Raw genomic sequence first — 15,468 nt, 5'->3', positions numbered from 1 at the left:
AGTCCGGTTCGGAGTTGAGAACAAAGGCCGGGCTGACAGGCCCGGCCTCGTGACGTCAGGCGAACGATCAGCTCGCCTTCTTCTTGCGCAGAGCGTCGACGAACTTGATCAGCTCGATCGTGCCATCCCAGTCCTTGGTGGTGGCGGGATGGAAGCCCTTCTTCTGGCCGTCGGAGAGACGGTCGAACGCGGCCTTGTCCTTGGTCGGGGCTTCGAAGAAGGCCTTCGCGATCGCAGCCTTCAGGTCCTCGGGCAGATCAGCGTTGTACGCATAGGGTCCGTTGATGATCGGCGCCGACTTGTGGATGATGCGGAAATCGTCCTTCTTCATCGCCGAGCCGTCGGCGTTCTTCAGCATGCCCTTGGTCAGCATCTGCGCGAGCGTCGAATCGTCGTCGCTGGTCCACTGGTTGGCGGCCATGTCGACGGTGCCCTGCGCCAGCGCCAGAACCGCGTTCTCGTGGCTGCCGGTAAACACGACCTTGCCGAAATAGGTGTCGGCGTCGGCGATGCCCATCTTGTCGAGCTCGAAGCGCGGCACGTTGTTGCCCGAGGTCGAGTTCGGATCGACCAGGCCGAGGTTCTTGCCCTTCAGATCGTCGACGCTCTTGTATGGGCTCGAGGCCTTGACGAAGAACACCGAGTAATAGCCGGTCGAACCGTCGGCGTTGATGTCGTTGGCGAACGCGTCGGTCTTGACGCCGGTCAGGCGCGCGCGCGCGAACGAGGCCGAGCCGTAGCTGGCGATCTGGATGTTGCCGGCGCGCTGACCTTCGATGACGGCGGCGTAGTCATTGGCGATGCGCAGCGTGACCTTCACGCCGAGCTCCTTCGACAGATACGCAACGAACGGCGTCCAGCGCTCGGTGACGCCCGAGGCGTTCTCCGCCGGCACCACCGCGAAGGTGAGCTCCGGATATTTTGCCTTCCAGTCCTGCGCGGATGCGGAACCGGTAAGCGCCAGCGCGGCGACGCCGGCCAGAATGATGCGACGAGTGAACATGACTACCCCTCTTTGTTATGGTTGCACCTGTTGGCCGGGCAAAATGCTCGGCCATTCAGATCGGAAAACGCGCGACGCTCAGGCCGCGGCGGCGGTGCCGAGTGCCGGAACGGTCGCGCCGTCGGGCGCGGGCATTGGCGCGCCGCCCATGACGTCGTTGGCCTCGAGGTCGTAGAGCTCGCGGGCGATATGATCGGTCAGCGCCGCCGGGGCGCCGTCGAACACCACGCGACCCGCCGCCATCCCGACCAGGCGATCGCAATAGGTCCGCGCCAGGTCGAGCGAGTGCAGATTGCAGAGCACGGTGATGCCAAAATGCTTGTTGATGCGCAGCAACGCATCCATCACGATCTTGGTGTTGCGCGGATCGAGCGAGGCGATCGGCTCGTCGGCGAGGATGATGTCGGGCTCCTGCACCAGCGCGCGGGCGATCGCGACGCGCTGCTGCTGGCCGCCCGAAAGCTGGTCGGCGCGCTGCGCCGCGAGCTGGGCGATGTCGAACTGATCGAGCGCGGACATCGCGAGCGCCCTGTCCTGCTCCGGCCAGGCTTGCGCCAACGAACGCCAGGACGGAATCTGGGCCAGCCGGCCCATCAGCACGTTGGTCAGCACGTCGAGACGGCCGACAAGGTTGAACTGCTGGAAGATCATCGCCGAGCGCGCCCGCCACTGCCGCAGCGCCTTGCCGCGCAATGCAGTCACGTCGGTTCCTTCGAACAGGATGCGGCCGGAGGTCGGATCGGCGAGACGGTTGATCATCCGCAACAGGGTCGACTTGCCGGCACCGGAGCGGCCGATCACACCGACAAAGCTGCCCGGCGCGATCGAGAAGGATGCGTTGTCGACTGCGGCTTTTGTGCCGAACCGGCACGTCAAACCTTCCACCACCAGCATGTAATGCTCCAACCGCGCCGTGTTGGGCCATCGCTATCCCCGGTGTTTTACAGTTATGTGACGCGACGTTGCGGTGCGGCGATCGTCCACACCTGCTCTCTTGCCGTCATCGTGACGTCATGATGTTGTCATCAAGCATCCCGATGACGAGCGCGCATCTCCCGGAAGCCAAAGACTTACAAGATTTGCGGAAGCCCTGATGGCCGGAAAAACACTCTCGGTTGTGCCGACCGTCGACCCGACTGCGTCGGTCCGCGAGAGCAAGCTCGGCAAATATACCGAGGTCGGCGCGCGCACGATCCTGCTTGAAGTCAGCATGGATGACTATTCCTACGTCGTGAACGACAGCCAGATCACCTACACATCGATCGGCAAGTTCTGCTCGATCGCGGCGATGACCCGGATCAATCCCGGCAACCACCCGATGCATCGCGCGACACAGGCGCATTTCACCTACCGCGCCAGCGCTTATTTTCCCGGCGAGAACGACGACACCGACTTCTTCAACTGGCGACGTGCGCATCACGTGCATATCGGCCATGACGTCTGGATCGGTCACGGCGCGATCCTGCTGCCGGGCCGCAACATCGGAACCGGCGCCGTGATTGCCGCCGGCGCGATCGTGACCAAGGACGTGCCCGCCTACACCATCGTTGCCGGTAATCCGGCGCGCCCGGTGAAGCGGCGCTTCTCCGAAGCGATCGCGGATCGTCTCGCTGCGCTGGCGTGGTGGGACTGGGATCACGAGACACTTCGCCGTGTCCTGCCCGACTTTCGCAAGCTCGCGGTGGAGGAATTCCTCGACAAGTATGAGGCCGAGGCCGTATCCCAAGCACAGGCCAAACAACGGAGTGCCGCATCGTGACGGACATTTTCATCGAGGGCGGACGCACGCTGGTTGACGGCGGATTGGTCGAGACCTCGCTGCGGACCGCAGGCCGCGATATCGGCGCGCTCGACGCCGAGCAAGGCCGCGCCGCGCTTCACATCAACGCCGGCGGGCTCTTGGTATTGCCCGGCATCATCGATCTGCACGGCGATGCGTTCGAGCGGCAGATGATGCCGCGCCCGGGCGTCGACTTCCCGACCGACGTGGCACTGATCGACAGCGACCGGCAGGCGATCGCCAACGGCATCACCACCGTGTTCCACGGCACGACCTGGTCGTGGGAGCCCGGCCTGCGCAGCGCGGAGAACGCGCGCAAGCTGCTCGATGCGATCGAGGCGCTGCGGCCGCTTCTCGCCGCCGACACGCGCTTCCATCTGCGTCACGAGACCCACAATCTCGACGCCGAGGCCGAGATCATTCAATGGCTCACCGAAGGTCGCATCGACCTGTTCGCCTTCAACGACCACAGCAACGTCAAGCCGAAGAAGCGCAACCAGCTGGCCGAACGCACCGGGCTCTCCGTCGAGGCCGTCAACGACATGCTCGACCGGGTCGCGGCTTGCCGCCCCGAGGTGCCGGCCTCGATCGCGCGACTGGCTGCGGCTGCACGCGCGGCTGATATCCGCATGCTGTCGCACGACGACAACAGCCCGGCGATGCGTCAGGAGTTTCGCGCGCTGGGCGCGGCGATTGCCGAATTCCCCGTCAACGAGGAGACCGCGCGCGATGCCGCCGATGCTGATGACTTCATCGTGTTCGGCGCGCCCAATGTGGTGCGCGGCGGCAGCCACACCGGCTGGACCAAAGCGTCCGACATGATCGCCAAGGGCCTCTGCTCGGTGCTGGCGTCGGACTATTATTATCCGGCGCAGCTGCTCGCGGCGTTCCGCCTCGCAGCGGACGGCATCCTGCCGCTCGCCAGGGCCTGGGACCTGATCTCGTCGGCGCCGGCGCGCGCCGCAGGGCTCACCGATCGCGGCGAGCTCGCCGCAGGCCGCCGCGCCGACATCGTCATCGTCGACGACAAGGCGCCGGTGCGGCCGCGCATCGTCGCCGTGATATCAGCCGGACGGCTGGTGCATCTGGCGGATGCAAGCTGCCTCGTTCACTCGCTCGCGCCGCGCAAGACGGTTGCGGCGGCATAGTCAGGCTCTATTCTGCTGCCATGGCCCCCACTCCGCGCTACGCGATCTACTATGCGCCGTCACCCGACAGCGCCCTGCACCGCTTCGGCTCGAGGCTGCTCGGCTATGACGCCGTGTCTGGCGACGATCTGCCGTTTCCCGATGGCGTCACGCCCGATTGGCGCGAGGTCACGGAGGACCCGCGCAAATACGGCTTCCACGCCACGCTGAAGGCGCCGACCGCGCTTGCCGACGGCAGGAGCGAGGCCGAGCTTCTCGGCGCCTGCGCCGCCTTCGCAGGCCGCGCGCGGCGCATACCGGTGATCGAGCCTGTTGTCGATGCCATCAGCGGTTTCATCGCCGTGATCCCGGCGAAGCGCTCCGACGAACTCCAGCAGCTCGCCGCCGATTGCGTCACCGAGTTCGACGCCTTCCGCGCGCCGCTCACGCCGGACGATCGCGCGCGGCGCAAGCCCGAACGGCTCACGGAACGGCAGCGCGACTATCTCGACCGCTGGGGCTATCCCTACGTCATGGAGGAATTCCGCTTCCACATGACGTTGACCGGGCGGCTGAGCGACGAGCGGCGCGGCCCGATCGTGGCACGGCTGCGCGAGCGGTTCGCGGCGATCGAACTTGCGACACTTGCAGTCGACCGCATCGCGCTGTTCAAGCAGGACGACGGCGCATCCCGCTTCCGCATCATCGGCAGCTGGCCGCTGCGGGCATAGCGGCGGCGCTATTCCTCGACCCGGGTGCGGGCGATGATCTCGGCGGCGCCCTTGTCCAACAGCTCCATACCGACGGCGCGGCCGAGTTCGCGCGGCCGGTCCGCGGGTCCGCGCCGCGTCACCTCGATGAAGCCGGCGCCGGCCTCGTCGAGCACCGAGGCGCGCAGCGTCATCTCAGCCCCCGCAAGCGTGGCGTGGCCGGCGATCGGCGAATTGCAGTGGCCGTTGAGCACCCACAGCACCTCGCGCTCGGCCTCGGCGGCGAGCCGCGACGGCGCGTTGTCGATCCGCCCGAGCCGCGCACGCGTCGCCCAGTCGGTCTCGACGCATTCGACCGCGACGACGCCCTGGCCGACCGCGGGCAGCATCTCATCGACCGAGAAGTCATGCGCGATGCGCGCGGTCATGCCGATGCGTTCGAGACCGGAGCGCGCCATCACCAGCGCGTCCGCCGGCCCCACCTCGCCGCCATCGGGCAGCCGCTGCTTGGCGCCGCGATCGAGTTTTGCAATTCGCGTGTCGGCGGCGCCGCGATAATGGATCACGGTCGCTGCCGGAAACAGCCGGCGCAGATAGGCGGCGCGGCGCACGGCGTTGGTGCCGATCATGAAGCCCTTGCCGCGCGCGGCGCGAAACGCATCCAGCGACAGGCCGGGACGCAGCACGAGGCTGTCATTGGCGGCATCACGCGCCAGCATCGCGGCAAGGACGAGACCCGGCGTCTCCTCATTGCCTGGCACGTCCTTCAGCGAATGCATCGCGGCCTGCAGCGTGCCTGATCGCATCGCCTCGCGGATCTCGGCGACGAACGCGCCGCCCTTGCCACCGTGACGCAACAGCTTGCTGGTCTGGTCCTGGTCGCCGCGGGTCTCGAACTTGACGATGTCGACGGCAAGGTCCGGCGCCGAGGCGCGCAGCAGCCGCGCCACCTCGTCCGTCTGCGCGAGCGCCATCGCGCTCTTGCGCGTCCCTATCCGCAAAACCTGTCCCGACACGAAATCTCCGCTGCGCGTCAACATCAACGGCTGGGGATTAGAACAAAAGGCCAGTCAAAACAACGGTTTTTGCCCTTAGCCGGCTCCGCTCAGGCAATCTCCTCGACAAGCGTGACGCCGGCCTCGCGCATCGCCGCGGTGGCGGCGGCAAGCGAACCGGCAAGATCGATGGCACGGCAGCCCGACAGCACGACCGCGGTCTCGAAACCGAGCCGCCGCGCATCGAGCGCCGAATACTGCACGCAGAAATCCGTGGCGAGCCCGGCCATCACGACGCGCTTGAGGTCGCGCTCGCGCAGATAGCCGGCGAGCCCGGTCGGCGTTGTCCGGTCGTTCTCGAAGAACGCCGAATAGGAATCGATCGCGCCGCGGAAGCCTTTGCGGATCACGAGCTCGGCGCGGTCGGTTGCGAGGTCGGGGTGAAACCGGGCGCCCGCGGTGCCCTGGATGCAATGATCCGGCCACAGCGTCTGCGGCCCATAGGGCATGGCGATCGAGGAAAACGGCGCCGCGCCCAGGTGCGAGGTCGCAAACGAGCTGTGGCCTGCCGGGTGCCAGTCCTGGGTCAGCACGACATGGTCGAAGCGGCTGGCGAGCCGGTTGACCACCGGCACGACGGCATCGCCGTCGGCGACCGCGAGCGCGCCGCCCGGGCAGAAATCGTTCTGCACGTCGATGATCAGGAAGAGATCGTCGGGCAAAATCTTCATCAGGTTCCGATCCGCAAGGACGCGCGCAGCTTGCGCAGGCAGGCGATCACCGAGAGCGCGGTGATGCGGCCGGTCTTCGGATTGTCAGAGGGGATGTTCTCGATCATCATCGAGAACCGCGCCGAGTCGGAATCGACCTCGATCCGGTGGGTGTTGCGCGTCACCGTCGGGTCGGCCCAGATCTCCACCCGGGTGCGATCGGGGCCGATGCCGGCGAGCGACAGCGCCACCGCGACGTTGAGATTGGCCGGAAAACCCTTTGCCGCATCGCGCGCGCTGCCCTCGAAGATGCGCAGCGGCTCGGTGATCCCCTCGATCTGAATGTTGTTCTCGACCAGATGCGGCGCGCCGACGAGCCCTGCGACCGGCTTCCGCGTCACCAGCCTGGCCGAATGAATGGTCCCGATCGCCGCCGCAGTCACCGCATCGAGCCCGATCAGCGCACCGGTCGGCACGATGATCTGGCCGCCATGGGCGCGAGCGAGATCGACCAGGTCCTCGTTCTGCAACAGTGCGCCGACGCTGAGCACGACCGCGGTCTTGCCGCGCTCGACCACCGGTGCCACGATCGAGCGCACCAGCTTGCTCGGCGCGCACTCGACCACGATGTCCGCGACATCGGCGAGCGCATCGATCGGCACCAGCTTCGGCGCAGAGTTGAGCTCCGCGACCCAGCCGCGATGCTTGTCCGGACTGTTCGCCGACACCGCAACCAGCGTCAGGCCCTCGATGCCCTGATCGAGCGCCTTGACGATTTCGGTGCCGATCGCGCCGAGGCCGGCGACCGCCACTCGCAGCCTTGTCTTGCCGTCAGCCATCATTTTCCGCCGGCGAGCATCTTGACCAGGCGATAGAGATACTCCTCGCCCTCGTAGAACGACTTGACCAGCACGCGCTCGTCCTTGCCATGGTTCCGGTTGTCATCGACATCGGCGCCGAGCCCGGAATGACCATAGGTCGGAATCCCCGCATTGCGCAGATAGCTGCCGTCGGTCGCGCCGGTGCTCATGGTGGGGACGATTTCGGCGTTCGGCCAGAACTCCTTCGACAGCTTCTCGATCGATCCCATCACCTCCTCGTTCAGCGGCGACGGCGGACTCAGTACGGCCTTGCCGGTCGGGGTCACCTCGATCTGCTTGTCGGCGAGCACGCGCTCGATCGTGGCCTGGACACCGTCGACCGGCTCGCCGGGCAGGATCCGGCAATTCACCTTGGCGGTCGCAAGCTGCGGCAGCGCGTTGATGGCGTGGCCGCCCTCGAGCATGGTCGCGACGCAGGTGGTGCGGAGCTGCGCATTATAGCCGGGATTTTCCGACAAGCGCGCCAGCGCCGCCGGGTCGGGCTGCGGCGCCAGGATCGCCTTGATGTCGTCGGCATGCGACTTGTCGACCTCGGCGATCTTCGCAAAATAGATTCGCGTGGTCTCGTTGAGATTCATCGGGAAGCTGTAATTGGAGAGCCGGACGAGGCCGTCGGCGAGGTGGTAGATCGCGTTGTCCTTGCGCGGCAGCGACGAGTGGCCGCCGCGATCCTTCACCGTGAGCTGGTAGCCGACCGAAACCTTTTCGCTGGTCTGCACGCTGTTGCGGATCGCCTTGCCATTCTTGAGGCCGACGCCGCCGCCTTCGTTCAGCGCGAACTCGGCGTCGATCAAGTCACGGTGGTTCTTGATCAGCCACTGCATGCCGAGGCCGTTGGCATCGAGGATCTCCTCGTCGGTCTCGAGCGCGACGATGATGTCGCGGTCGGGCTTGTAGCCCTCCTTCTTGTAGCGGATCAGGTTGGTGATGAAGGCCGACGCCATGAACTTGTCGTCGCTGGAGCCGCGGCCGTAGAAATAGCCGTCCTGCTCGGTGAGCTTGAACGGATCGACCGTCCAGTCCTCACGGAGGGCGGGGACGACGTCGAGATGGGCAACCAGAAGGATCGGCTTGCGCGCGCCGGAGCCGGGCAGCCGCGCCACCAGATTGCCCTTGTGCGGCGCCGGCGAGAACACGTGCACGTCGGCCTCGGAGAAGCCCGCCGCGCGGAGCCGCGCGCCCATCGCCTCCGCCGCCTTCTGGGTATCGCCGGTCGCGGTGGTGGTGTTGATCTCGACCAGTTCCTGGTAGATGCCACGGGCAAACTGCTGCTGCTCGGTCAGCCCCTGCGCCGCGGCGCCGGTTGCGAGCAGCGCCGGAGCAAGTGTAGCCGCGAGCCGCAGCGATCGAACCATGTTTCGGGCCTTGTGCGACATCGTGCTCTCCCGGAATTCCATCGTCTCAGGAGCGAATTCAGACAGGCGACACGCGCTTTGGCAAGACGGTGAGCCCTTCAATTTCCGCGCGCATGCTCCGCAGTTTCGCGGACGCTATTTGGAGTCCTTATTTGGCATCCTTGGCCGCGATCACCTCGATCTCGACGAGGAAGCCGGGATTGGCGAGTGCGGCGACGCCGACCACCGAGCGCGCCGGCAGGTTCGGCTGGCTGCCGCCGAAAAACTGGGTGTAGCCCTCCATGAAGGCCTTGAAGTCCATCGGCGCTGACGCGTTGTGCACCAAGAACACCTGCATCTTGACGACGTCGCCCATGCCAAGCCCCTGGCCCTCCAGGATGCTCTTGATGCGATTGAGCACGCCGACGGTCTGGGTCTTGGTGTCGCCATAGGCCTGCGGGCTCGACGGATCGGCATCCTTGTTGGCGACCGGCGGTACCTGGCCGCTGACATAGACGGTCGTGGTGTTGCCGGTGACGGTGACCGCCTGCGCGATCGGGAATGTCGAATTGGGAATCGGATGCCTGATCACGTCAGCCGAGGCAGCGCTTGCCACCACCGACAGCGCGGCGCCCAGCACGATACCGATGAATTTCATCAAACTCTCCCCAGAATAACTGTTGTTTTGACGCGTTTTCTTCACGCGAACCGGTACCCACTTCGCTCGAAAACGCTTCTAGCGGCGGGCGTCCTGGACGTCCTTCGCCGTCACCGCGTCCTGATAGGTGTTGCCGAAGTGCGTCCGCAAATAATTCACAACGGCAGCGACCTGACCATCGGTCATCATGTCGCCGAACCCCGGCATGCCGCGGCGGCCATTGATGACAAGGAAGATCGGATAGCTGGCGGATTCGAGATTCTTGTTGCTGGCGAGCGCCGGATAGGTGCCGGCGCCGCTCGCGCCTGTGGCATCCGGCATGTGGCAGCCCTGACAGACGTTGCCGAACAGCTCCTCGCCGGTCATCTCCACGAAGCGGTAGCCCGAGGAGAAGGTGCGCTTGCCGGTCGCGTTGTCCTGGCCGACCGCCGTGGTGGCGGACAGCAGCGTCAACGCTGCAACCGCTGATATGCTGGTACGCATCATCACGTCTTCACCACGCGTTCGTGCAATCGGCTGATGGCGTCGAGCGCGGACAGGATCGCGCCTTCCTGCCAGGCCGGCAGTTGCGAGGCGTGCTCGCCCGCCAGCGCGATGCGGCCGTCGATCTGGCAGAGATTGCGGTAATGCTGCGCCCGCCCGGCGTCGGTCCATTCGCCGGCGCAGCCGAGGGTGAACGGCACGCGATGCCAGGCCACCGCGACACCGTTCTCGAATTCGCTTTTGTACTGCGGGTGGATCTTGGCGCCGAACTCGACAGCACTCGCGACCCGCTCGGCCGGCGTCATCGCCGTGAACTCGAAGGAATTGGCGCCCCCATACATGTAGCCGCCGAGCAGGACACCGCGTCCGCCGCGGTTGAAGCCATAGTTCGGATAGGCGATCTGCCGGATCGGCAGGTCGGTGTAGCTGATGCCGCCATAGATCGCCTCATCCTCCTCCCAGAACCGCCGCTTGAACTGCAGGCCGATCTTCACCGAGGCGGCATAGGGTACGGAATCGATCGCATTCTTCATCGGCCCGCTGACATCGAGGGGCAGCTGGCTCAGGATCGGCAGCGGGATGGTGCAGATGCACCAGTCGGCGGTCGCCTGCTGCACCGTGGATGGATTGGCCGTGTCGACATAGCTCACGGTGACGCCGGAGCCGTTCTGCTGGATCTGCGTGACCTTGGCGTTGTAGCGGATGAGATCGCCGACCTCGCGCGCGAACGCCTTGCCGATCATGTCCATGCCGCCGACCGGCTGGAACATGGTGGTCTGGAAGTCGTAGCGCGCATAGCTCTGCAGATAGCGCCACATCCGTGACCGCAAGAGCTCCTGCAGCGAGATCGGGTCGCTCGGCAGCGGATCGTCCATCAGGCCGCCGCCGGGATCGCGCGTATAGCCGCGGAACTCGGCGGAGACCAGGTTGGCGTTGTACTTGTAGTCGCGGTCCAGCGCGCCCCAGTCGCGCATCGCCTGCAGCAATATCTCCTGATCTTCCTTGGTGACGACCTCGTCGAGCCTGCCCTGCTGGGTGACTTTCGCGAGCAGCTCCGACACCTGGCCCTGGAAATCCGCCTTGATGCTGCGGAAGCGCTGCGGCTTGCCGTCGAATGCGCGCGTCGCGTGCAGATAGGCGTTGTGGTTGAGCTGAAGGAAAGGTTCCAGCGTCACGTTGAGCCGGCGGCAGTAATCGAGCAGCGCACGGTGATGATAGGGAATCCGCCACGGGCCGGGATTGAGATAGAGCCCCTGCTCGAACTGGCAGGTCTGCTTGAAGCCGCCGAGCTCGGTAAAGCTGTCGCCGCCGCGGATCGACCAGTTGCGGCCGCCGGGGCGGTTGTTGAATTCGAGGATCTGGACCTTGTAGCCGGCCTTGCGCAGTTCCAGCGCCGCCGTCATGCCGGCAAGCCCCGCGCCGAGGATCAGCACCGAGGTGCCCTTCACATCGCCGGCGAGCTTGATCGGTCCCTTGTAGGCGGACTCGGATGCGAAGCCGAGGCTCGTCATCGCGTGATACATCGCCGAACTGCCGGCGATGGTGCCGATCAGCGCGAGCAGATTCCGCCGCCTGATCACAGATTCGTTCTGCACCCGCGTTCACCCAGCCGCTGATTTCGATGGCGAAGGGAAACGGTTGACGCGATCCGTGTCAAGGAAAGCCACACGCTTCGCCATGCACCCACACGCGCTTTTGATGCGCCACCTGATCGATGCATCACACCACGCTCTCGCGATGCACGCGCCGGCAATCCATTTCGAAGTCGAGCCCGACTACCGGCGGCCGGTCGAAATGCCAGGTCAAGCCGTTGCGCAGCGCACCGCGGCGGCCGAGTTCGCTTTCGAGCACCGGATAGGCGTCGTGGACGGTGTAGAGTTGCACAGTGGTGGTGTCCCGCCAGGTGCCGCCGAACGCGCTCATCCGGCGTTCCATCTCGCCAAGCACGAATTTCGCCTTCGCCAGGATGCCGGCCGGACTGGTGTCGCCGAAGGCCACGGTGTGATCGCGATAATTGGCATTGCCCTCGACCGACTCGCCGCTGCCGGCCACGACGAAGCTCGACGGTGCGTCCTTGGCAGCCGGCACCGTGTAGGAGAAGGCGTGGAACGACGGCTCGGCGGGCGGATCGAGCTTCGGACAGACATTGCTGCGCGCCACCGGATTGATGCCGTCGCGCATCACGCCCCATTCGATCAAGGTCTTGATGTAGATCGCGTTGAAGGCCTTGAACCCGTCTTCGGTGAACGGCGCCGGCGAGCGCAGTTCGCAGGCGCCGAACGCGGTGAGCGGACGACCCGCGGCTTTGAGGATGTCCGCGATCCTGTCAAAGCCCGCGCTCAACGGCACCGGCTCCGAGAACTTGACGCGCTCGATCGCAAAGCCGGGCAGCGCGCCGATGCCGCAGGAATACTGGCTGACGCCGGGCATGAAGCGGTAGCCGCCGTCGGGAGCCTCGATGGTGCTGGTCATGTTGCCTCGTGACGTGAGGTGGATGCGGTTGTTGTCATGATGTTGCGCAGTCATGATGTCTCGTAAGGGAGGATACTCACGATTCAAGTCGTCGAACAACGCGGTGTCATCACCCGCGAAAGCGGGTGATCCAGTATTCCAGAGACGCCGGTGCTCGAACCGAGAGGCCGCGGCGTACTGGATCGCCCGGTCAAGCCGGGCGATGACAGTGTGGGTGGGGATACAGCCTCGCATTCTCGCGACATGATTGCCCGAGCTTTGCTTCTCGTTCCGCCCTCTCCTCTAGGGCATTTTCCGATCACGTTGCGTCGTAACCAGCCGCGACGAGATAATTTTGGCATTCCTCGGGTGAGAAGCGCTTGAGAGCGTTGGCGATTGCTTGCCAGAGATCGGGCATGGTGCGCGCTGCGGCGGCCCGCAACAGGGCTTTCAGTTTAGAGAAGGCCATTTCGATCGGGTTGAAGTCTGGACTGTAGGGCGGAAGATAGAGCAGGCTTGCTCCGACCGCCCGGATGGCCTCTCGAACGCCATGGACCTTGTGAGCGGGCAAGTTGTCCATGATAACGGTATCGCCCGGCCGCAGCGATGGGGCGAGCAATTGCTCGACGTAGGCCAGGAAAGCGTCGCCATCCATTGGACCGTCCAGAACAAGCGGCGCGATCAGACCGTCGGAGCGCAATCCAGCGGTGAATGTCGTCGTCTTCCAATGTCCGTGTGGGATAGCTGCACGACATCGCTCGCCGCGTGGCGAGCGGCCGTAAAGCCGCGCCATTTTGGTGTTGGCGCTGGTTTCGTCGATGAAGACGAGACGCTCAGGGTCAAGATCGATTTGCCCTTCGAACCACTCCTCACGCGCGGCATTTATATCGCCGCGCCGTTGCTCGGCGGCGTGCGCTGTCTTTTTTTAAGTGTGATCTTTCTGCGCTGGAAAAAACGCCAGAGCGACGCGATGCCAGTCGATATTCCACGACTTTCAACAGTTCTCGCAACTCGGCGAGCGTGATATCCGGCTTCGCTGTCACTGCCTCCAGAATCAATTGCGAATGCGCTTCGATGCGCTGCGATTTGCGGTCACCGCCCTGGCGTTTAGGAACGATGTCGCCAACTTCCTTGAGGCGACCGCGCCAGCGGATCGCACTGGCCGCGCTGACACCAAAGCGCTCAGCAGCCTGTCGACAGGACATGCCACCGTCAATCGCGGCTATCACCCTTTGACGAAGATCAACCGAAAGCGCCCTGGCCATACATGCTGGCCTCCCTCGCCAGCATGCAGCTTGAATCTGACTCGCGCCGTTTTGGGAATCCCCACCCGATTCATTCCGGTCGGAAAATGCTCTAGCAGAGGGCGCAGGAAAGCCGGGTACCGATCGCACCCATGGGTCCGGTGCAACAAAAAGCACCGGAGGTAGGACCACAGGTGTAACCGGGAACATCCCGGCTTTCCCTGCGCGATGGTTTTACGGCTTACTTCGTGCTCTCCCCGGCGAGACTTGGCTTGTTTGTCACCGCCTTCGCAAGACGCAACTGCGTCTTACAAGGGGACACCGGCCACTAGGGCGTCAGGACCACACGGCCCTATTTTGGCCCTTGGCGAGCCTATCTGGCCCCAAGCGAGCCCATCTAAGTGCTTCTAAAATAGGCCCTTTTGGAATTATCATTTTCGATCAAAGGCAGCAGGCTCGCCGCTGAACCGCTGCAACTGGGGCAAGGCCCCAGCCTCGAACCCTTCCACAGGCCGACGAGGCTGGAGCCTGCACCCAGAGGCAGCACCCAAAACCGAGCAATGGGCACAGCCCAGAGAGCCTACACGAAAATGACTGCGCATCGAACCTACCAAGCGATCCTCACCAAGTATCTCAGCGCGACGAACACCAAGGGCTCGCGCATCAAGGCGAGCGCTGCCGCTGGCAACATCACCCTGCATCTCGATCATGCTTTGAGCAGCGAAGCCAAACACGCGCAGGCCGCCGAGGCCCTCGCCGAAAAATTCGGCTGGGCTGGCTCTTGGCAGATGGGCAGCATGCCGAGCGATTCCGGCTTCTGCTTCGTTTGCCGCTGCGCTGGCGACGAGCCCGCCTTCATTACTGGCGGTGCAGCATGACCGAGGGCGAGATCATCGGCGCTCGCATCGCCGAGCTGCAGCGCATGATCGCAGCGCTGCAGGCCGCGCTCCGCATCAAGGAAATTGAAACGGCCACCGCGATTCTGCATCGCGAAACCAAAGGAGCCGCGAACCAATAGCGCGGCCCAGCTTCCCTGCCAAAGCCCCGGATCACCGCAAGGTGCCGGGGTTAGGCGGTCAGAACGCCTCGCAATTCCGCGCGGCCTTCTGAAAAAAGGAAACCGGCAAAATGACTACCAAAAAACCCACCCCGCCGATGTCGCCGATCTCGCGCTCATCCCGGCTTGCAAGAAGTTCACCGCGACCATCCTCAAGAACAACAAGCCGCAGACCTCCGAGTTTGACACGCTCGCTGGCGCGCGGCTTGAGGCGGCGAAACTGAACGCGACTGCGAACAATAGCCGCAAGGCGCTGGTGCACGCGATCACCGCCGAAGGCCGCGCGATCCTCGTTCCGGCATTGTATGGGCGCACGCCTGCCGATGCAGGCAGCGAGGCAGCGAAGGCCGATGACAAGGCGCGCGATGCAAAGGCCGCGAAGCCCGCAAAGGTAGCGAGACCAGCGAAGGCGAAGTCAGCCAGGAAGGCAAAGGCGAAGCCAGCCGCCAAGAAGGCGGCGAAGCGCGAGGGCTCGAAGGTTGAGATCGTGATCGCGATGCTCACCGGCAAGAAGGCGGTCACCCGCAAGGATATTGCCGAGGCCACCGAGTGGCCGTCGATCAACATCAAGGCGATCTGCGCTCGGAAGGGCATGAAGCTGAAGAAGGCCGCAGACGGCACCCTCTCTGCCTCGGCCCCGAAGTGAAGCAACTGGAGCTGCAGCAGATCGCTGCAGCTCCTCCTCAGTTCAAACAGGATCATCAGCCAATGAAGCAAGCATTCATCCCCACCCTGATCGGCGGCACCTTCGCCCTGATCATCGTCGCCGAAACCATCGCCGTCGCAAACGGCGCAACCTTCGGCAACTTCGCATTGCCAATCATCCTCTGGGTGATCAGCGCCTTCCTCTATTTCCTGCCGACCTATGTCGCTTGGCGGCGCGCTCATCACGCGCTGCTCGCGATCTTCATCACCAATCTGTTCCTCGGCTGGACCTTCCTCGGCTGGGTGGCTGCGCTGATCTGGGGCTGCACCCCGGTGAAGCCGCTGGCCGCCGCCTAGCCCAAAAAGAGAGCATTGAGCCATGAATACATA

Annotated in this window: 17 protein-coding genes and 1 pseudogene; 7 read left to right on the top strand and 11 right to left on the bottom strand. The window is 64.6% G+C overall.

The genetic code is table 11. From position 1 onward, the window contains the following. Positions 1-67 precede the first annotated feature (67 nt). Together phnD and phnC are read right to left on the bottom strand one after the other, a co-directional pair. Positions 68-1,003, bottom strand: coding sequence for a phosphonate ABC transporter substrate-binding protein (phnD, locus tag HAP54_RS25500; RefSeq protein ID WP_166304732.1), 936 nt, complete (start codon positions 1,001-1,003; stop codon positions 68-70). A gap of 78 nt (positions 1,004-1,081) precedes the next feature. After that, positions 1,082-1,897 carry a phosphonate ABC transporter ATP-binding protein gene (gene phnC / locus HAP54_RS25495; RefSeq protein WP_166304729.1) on the bottom strand — a complete coding sequence of 272 codons (816 nt, stop codon included), beginning with the start codon at positions 1,895-1,897 and terminating at the stop codon, positions 1,082-1,084. A 199-nt stretch (positions 1,898-2,096) separates the two neighbouring features. Between phnC and HAP54_RS25490 the strand changes: the two genes are divergently transcribed. Genes HAP54_RS25490 through HAP54_RS25480 form a run of 3 tightly spaced genes read left to right on the top strand, consistent with a single transcriptional unit; the run spans position 2,097 to position 4,641 of the window. After that, positions 2,097-2,762: a chloramphenicol acetyltransferase gene (locus HAP54_RS25490; RefSeq protein WP_166304726.1), complete on the top strand. Its 666-nt coding sequence runs from the start codon at positions 2,097-2,099 to the stop codon at positions 2,760-2,762. Continuing rightward, the gene (locus tag HAP54_RS25485; protein WP_166304723.1) at positions 2,759-3,931 is read left to right on the top strand and encodes an alpha-D-ribose 1-methylphosphonate 5-triphosphate diphosphatase; all 1,173 of its coding nucleotides are present in this window, start codon (positions 2,759-2,761) and stop codon (positions 3,929-3,931) included. The genes HAP54_RS25490 and HAP54_RS25485 overlap by 4 nt, the downstream gene beginning before the upstream one ends. A 20-nt stretch (positions 3,932-3,951) precedes the next feature. Continuing rightward, positions 3,952-4,641 carry a DUF1045 domain-containing protein gene (locus HAP54_RS25480; protein WP_166304720.1) on the top strand — a complete coding sequence of 230 codons (690 nt, stop codon included), beginning with the start codon at positions 3,952-3,954 and terminating at the stop codon, positions 4,639-4,641. Positions 4,642-4,649: 8 nt separating this feature from the next. Here HAP54_RS25480 and hemC read toward each other — a convergent pair whose 3' ends face one another. From hemC to HAP54_RS25435, 9 genes and pseudogenes are all read right to left on the bottom strand, one after another. After that, positions 4,650-5,660 carry a hydroxymethylbilane synthase gene (gene hemC, locus HAP54_RS25475; protein WP_166304717.1) on the bottom strand — a complete coding sequence of 337 codons (1,011 nt, stop codon included), beginning with the start codon at positions 5,658-5,660 and terminating at the stop codon, positions 4,650-4,652. 65 nt (positions 5,661-5,725) lie between these two features. Then, on the bottom strand, positions 5,726-6,346 hold the full coding sequence (gene pncA / locus HAP54_RS25470; RefSeq protein WP_166304714.1) for a bifunctional nicotinamidase/pyrazinamidase: 621 nt from the start codon (positions 6,344-6,346) through the stop codon (positions 5,726-5,728). Beyond that, entirely contained in the window at positions 6,346-7,164 is an 819-nt protein-coding gene (locus tag HAP54_RS25465; protein WP_166304711.1) for an aspartate dehydrogenase, read from the bottom strand. The genes pncA and HAP54_RS25465 overlap by 1 nt, the downstream gene beginning before the upstream one ends. Continuing rightward, positions 7,164-8,582 (bottom strand): M20/M25/M40 family metallo-hydrolase, encoded by a 1,419-nt coding sequence (locus HAP54_RS25460; RefSeq protein ID WP_175619484.1) that lies wholly within the window; start codon positions 8,580-8,582, stop codon positions 7,164-7,166. The genes HAP54_RS25465 and HAP54_RS25460 overlap by 1 nt, the downstream gene beginning before the upstream one ends. A gap of 127 nt (positions 8,583-8,709) precedes the next feature. Further along, positions 8,710-9,198, bottom strand: coding sequence for a RidA family protein (locus HAP54_RS25455; protein WP_166304705.1), 489 nt, complete (start codon positions 9,196-9,198; stop codon positions 8,710-8,712). A gap of 78 nt (positions 9,199-9,276) precedes the next feature. After that, complete coding sequence (locus tag HAP54_RS25450) at positions 9,277-9,684, bottom strand: c-type cytochrome (protein ID WP_166304702.1); 408 nt, start codon at positions 9,682-9,684, stop codon at positions 9,277-9,279. Continuing rightward, the gene (locus tag HAP54_RS25445) at positions 9,684-11,276 is read right to left on the bottom strand and encodes an NAD(P)/FAD-dependent oxidoreductase (RefSeq protein ID WP_166304699.1); all 1,593 of its coding nucleotides are present in this window, start codon (positions 11,274-11,276) and stop codon (positions 9,684-9,686) included. The genes HAP54_RS25450 and HAP54_RS25445 overlap by 1 nt, the downstream gene beginning before the upstream one ends. 124 nt (positions 11,277-11,400) lie before the next feature. Then, positions 11,401-12,153, bottom strand: a complete 753-nt coding sequence (gene cnbZ / locus HAP54_RS25440; protein ID WP_166304696.1) for a 2-amino-5-chloromuconate deaminase CnbZ — start codon at positions 12,151-12,153, stop codon at positions 11,401-11,403. Between the two features lie 298 nt (positions 12,154-12,451). Then, positions 12,452-13,397 (bottom strand): annotated as a pseudogene (locus HAP54_RS25435) (IS630 family transposase). Between the two features lie 539 nt (positions 13,398-13,936). Between HAP54_RS25435 and HAP54_RS25430 the strand changes: the two are divergent. From HAP54_RS25430 to HAP54_RS25415, 4 genes are read left to right on the top strand one after another with little or no spacing between them, the layout of a single operon-like run. Beyond that, entirely contained in the window at positions 13,937-14,254 is a 318-nt protein-coding gene (locus HAP54_RS25430; RefSeq protein WP_166304694.1) for a hypothetical protein, read from the top strand. Continuing rightward, positions 14,251-14,394: a hypothetical protein gene (locus tag HAP54_RS25425; protein WP_166304692.1), complete on the top strand. Its 144-nt coding sequence runs from the start codon at positions 14,251-14,253 to the stop codon at positions 14,392-14,394. Before HAP54_RS25430 ends, HAP54_RS25425 begins: the two co-directional genes overlap by 4 nt. Further along, positions 14,339-15,079: a hypothetical protein gene (locus tag HAP54_RS25420; RefSeq protein ID WP_166304690.1), complete on the top strand. Its 741-nt coding sequence runs from the start codon at positions 14,339-14,341 to the stop codon at positions 15,077-15,079. The genes HAP54_RS25425 and HAP54_RS25420 overlap by 56 nt, the downstream gene beginning before the upstream one ends. Next, positions 14,983-15,435: a superinfection immunity protein gene (locus tag HAP54_RS25415; RefSeq protein ID WP_339156766.1), complete on the top strand. Its 453-nt coding sequence runs from the start codon at positions 14,983-14,985 to the stop codon at positions 15,433-15,435. Before HAP54_RS25420 ends, HAP54_RS25415 begins: the two co-directional genes overlap by 97 nt. Positions 15,436-15,468: the final 33 nt, after the last annotated feature.

This window comes from Bradyrhizobium sp. 2S1 (assembly GCF_011516625.5).
Classification (GTDB): Bacteria; Pseudomonadota; Alphaproteobacteria; order Rhizobiales; family Xanthobacteraceae; genus Bradyrhizobium; species Bradyrhizobium septentrionale.
Note: the sequence above shows the minus strand (reverse complement) of the source record. Positions and strands in the feature narration are given on the sequence as shown.

Excerpts from the sequence above, each read along its gene's own strand:
- HAP54_RS25430 (WP_166304694.1), top strand. The coding sequence starts at position 13,937 with ATGGGCACAGCCCAGAGAGCCTACACGAAAATGACTGCGCATCGAACC.
- HAP54_RS25465 (WP_166304711.1), bottom strand. The coding sequence starts at position 7,164 with ATGGCTGACGGCAAGACAAGGCTGCGAGTGGCGGTCGCCGGCCTCGGC.
- pncA (WP_166304714.1), bottom strand. The coding sequence starts at position 6,346 with ATGAAGATTTTGCCCGACGATCTCTTCCTGATCATCGACGTGCAGAAC.
- HAP54_RS25455 (WP_166304705.1), bottom strand. The coding sequence starts at position 9,198 with ATGAAATTCATCGGTATCGTGCTGGGCGCCGCGCTGTCGGTGGTGGCA.
- HAP54_RS25490 (WP_166304726.1), top strand. The coding sequence starts at position 2,097 with ATGGCCGGAAAAACACTCTCGGTTGTGCCGACCGTCGACCCGACTGCG.
- hemC (WP_166304717.1), bottom strand. The coding sequence starts at position 5,660 with ATGTTGACGCGCAGCGGAGATTTCGTGTCGGGACAGGTTTTGCGGATA.
- HAP54_RS25425 (WP_166304692.1), top strand. The coding sequence starts at position 14,251 with ATGACCGAGGGCGAGATCATCGGCGCTCGCATCGCCGAGCTGCAGCGC.
- cnbZ (WP_166304696.1), bottom strand. The coding sequence starts at position 12,153 with ATGACCAGCACCATCGAGGCTCCCGACGGCGGCTACCGCTTCATGCCC.
- HAP54_RS25450 (WP_166304702.1), bottom strand. The coding sequence starts at position 9,684 with ATGATGCGTACCAGCATATCAGCGGTTGCAGCGTTGACGCTGCTGTCC.
- HAP54_RS25480 (WP_166304720.1), top strand. The coding sequence starts at position 3,952 with ATGGCCCCCACTCCGCGCTACGCGATCTACTATGCGCCGTCACCCGAC.
- phnC (WP_166304729.1), bottom strand. The coding sequence starts at position 1,897 with ATGCTGGTGGTGGAAGGTTTGACGTGCCGGTTCGGCACAAAAGCCGCA.
- HAP54_RS25460 (WP_175619484.1), bottom strand. The coding sequence starts at position 8,582 with ATGTCGCACAAGGCCCGAAACATGGTTCGATCGCTGCGGCTCGCGGCT.
- phnD (WP_166304732.1), bottom strand. The coding sequence starts at position 1,003 with ATGTTCACTCGTCGCATCATTCTGGCCGGCGTCGCCGCGCTGGCGCTT.